The sequence below is a fragment of the Kribbella sp. genome (assembly GCF_035687465.1).
In the GTDB taxonomy this organism is placed as follows: Bacteria; Actinomycetota; Actinomycetes; order Propionibacteriales; family Kribbellaceae; genus Kribbella.
The window spans coordinates 1-2,883 of sequence record NZ_DASRXP010000244.1; the positions used below are offsets into that span (position 1 = coordinate 1).

Below are 2,883 nucleotides of genomic sequence, written 5' to 3' on the forward strand. Positions count from 1 at the left end.
GCGTAGCTGAAGATGAAGATGAAGGGCACGGCGCCGTAGGCGAACCCGCCGTTGACGAAGCCGGTCTTGCCGCCCCGTCGCTCCGGATACCACTTGCCGACGAGATTGATACACGTCGCGTAGACCAGGCCTGCACCGATGCCGCCACATACGGCGAAGCCGAGGTAGGCGATGACCAGGTTGCCGCTGTTGGCGATGCTGATGAAGCCGACCGCCGAGAGGACGGCGCCGACCAGCATGGCGGCCTTCGCCGAGACGACGTCCTTCTCCCGCAACTTTCCGGCCGGATAGGCGATGAGGGCCTGGAAGAAGGCCCAGATGGCAAGGAGCCAGAAGGTCTCGGACCTGGTCCAGCCGTGGGCTTCCCGGATCGAGGCTTGGGCGGCGCCGTAGCCGTACTCATAGACACTGACCGCCATCATGGCGGCCCACGGCAGCCAGACCATCCAGGCCCGGGACCTGCCGAGTAGTTCGCGGTCGGTCTCCCCGACGCGGTAGACGCGATTGTTGGCGTCGGTGATCTCGCGATAACTTGCGAGTGTTGAGGTCATCGTTCATTCTCTTTCTAGCGATAGTTACAGGCTCGCGCCTCGATTGTCTCTCGCGTCGGGTTTTCGCGATAGACGCAAGGGGCACTTGTCGTGCACTGCACGGGGATCCGGCCCCACGCAGGCGATCGGGCGCGCACGCCAAAAACACGGCGTAGCGCGTCGCATACCGTTGTTGACCTTTCGGTCGTCAGCGCCAAGCGACCCTCGGCGACCGTTTCAAAGCACCTGCTGTCCTGCCTTGCGGCTTACCTCATGGCGTCCTCGCTCTTTCGTTGTGGGGCCACTGACCCGTTTAGGTGGAATGAGCCGGCGTTGTCCGGCTCCTGCTTCTCAGATCGCTCCGGAACGCCTGAACAGTTCGAGTTGTTCTGGCGAATAGCCGAGCTCGGCGCAGATCGAGTCGGTGTGCTCGCCGAGCATCGGTGAGCGGACGATCTCGACCGGGGAGTCCGACAGCCGCAGCGGCGAGCCGACGGTCTTGAACGGTCCCCGCGCGGGGTGGTCGACGGTGACGATCGCGCCGAGCTCGGCCAGGGTTTCGTCCTCGATGAGTTCCTTGGTGCTGAGCACCGGACCGCACGGCACGTTCAGCGCGTTGAGCGCCGCCAACGCTTCCCATTTGGTGTGCTTCTCGGACCAGTCCTCGATCAGCGCAAAGACCTTGTCCAGCTTGTGAAGCCGGTCCTCGGGCCGGGTCCAGTCGGGATGGTCGCCCAGTTCGGGCCTTCCGATCAGCTCCGCCAGCGGCGCCCACACCTGAGGCTGGACGATCACGTAGATGTAGTCGTTGGGACCTCCACCGCTGGTCCGGACCGCCCACCCGGGCTGGCCGCCGCCGGAGGCGTTGCCCGATCGTGGGACCTCGTCGGTGAAGTGCTCGTTCGGGTATTCGGGTAGTGGACCATGCGCGAGTCGTTGCTGGTCGCGCAGCTTCACCCGGCACAGGTTGAGCACGGCGTCCTGCATGGCCACCTCGACGCGCTGGCCGCGGCCGGTGTTGGTGCGCTGGTAGAGCGCGGCCAGGATGCCCGTGACCAGGTGGATGCCGGTACCCGAGTCGCCGATCTGCGCGCCGGTCGCGGTCGGCGGCCCGTGCTCGAACCCGGTGGTCGCCATCGAGCCGCCCATCGCCTGCGCGATGACCTCGTAGGCCTTGAAGTTGAAGTACTTGCCGGGGCCGAATCCCTTGATGGAGGCGTAGATCAGCCGCGGGTTGAGCTCGTGCAGCCGCTCCCAGGTGAACCCGAAGCGGTCGACCACCCCAGGTCCGAAGTTCTCGGCCAGGATGTCCACGCGCGACACCAGGTCGGTGAAGATCTGTTTGCCTTCGTCGCTCTTCATGTTGACGGTGATGCTGCGCTTGTTGCAGTTGAGCATCGTGAAGTAGAGGCTGTCGGCGCCGGGGAGGTCGCGCAGCTGGCTACGGGTGACGTCGCCGCCCTTGGGCGCCTCCAGCTTGATGACGTCGGCACCCAGCCAGGCAAGCAGCTGGGTCGCCGAGGGGCCGGACTGGACGTGCGTCATGTCCAGGACGCGAACCCCCGACAACGCCTTGCCCACGGAATTCGACGCCGTAGGGTCGTCTTTCGCGACGGTTGGGATCTCCACCATGTCACAATCTCCTCTCCTCGCCTCGGCACGTGGGCGGTTCGGACCTAGGTCCCCGACTAACTCGGGGCGGGTCGTGCGGCGAAATTGCATACCGTATGCGTTCGACGTTGAGTGTGTCCCACGTAACAACCACTTGTCTAGGTTTTCGCGCAGATCCGGTGTGCTCAACCGGCCAGGGCAGAGCCGGCTCGCAACCAGGACCGCAGCCACGCTGGACCCCATCCAGCGACCTTCGCTCATGGCGGTGCCGAATACAGGCCCTTCACAGCACCTTTGGTTGTCGCCATTTCAGGTGGTCATGGCCGGGATAGCAGTGCCTTCGAGGCGGTCGCCACGATCTCCAGGAGATTCACAGGCCATTTTGCGCTTGCGTCCAGGATTGTATGTAGTATACCGTCCGCTGTGACCGTGGTCACTAACCGTCCCTTTGAGTGATTGGCACAACACATGAATCTGTATGCAATATCCACCGCAGAGTGGGAATGGGCGGTTGCCAGTCCGCCCATTTGGCGGCGAAGTCGGGCTATCTCGGGGATCGTCGGAGCGATTCGCCGAACACTTACGGGGTCACCGCGGAACCAGGGGGTACAACCAGCATGAAGGCGACGGCTCAACCGACGTTCCGCGAGGTCACAGACAAGAACGGCAGGGTGTACCGGATCGGTGAGACCGACCGCGACCTCCTGGGACGTTCACGGGCATGGATGGTGTGGTTGCCCTG

2 protein-coding genes are annotated in these 2,883 nt (G+C 64.1%); both read right to left on the bottom strand.

What is annotated here, in order from left to right; all coding sequences use genetic code 11:
- Positions 1-551: MFS transporter (locus VFG33_RS12395; RefSeq protein ID WP_325025714.1), on the bottom strand; the 551-nt coding region annotated here is incomplete at its 3' end.
- A 330-nt stretch (positions 552-881) separates the two neighbouring features.
- The gene (frc, locus tag VFG33_RS12400; RefSeq protein ID WP_325025717.1) at positions 882-2,162 is read right to left on the bottom strand and encodes a formyl-CoA transferase; all 1,281 of its coding nucleotides are present in this window, start codon (positions 2,160-2,162) and stop codon (positions 882-884) included.
- Positions 2,163-2,883 lie beyond the last annotated feature (721 nt).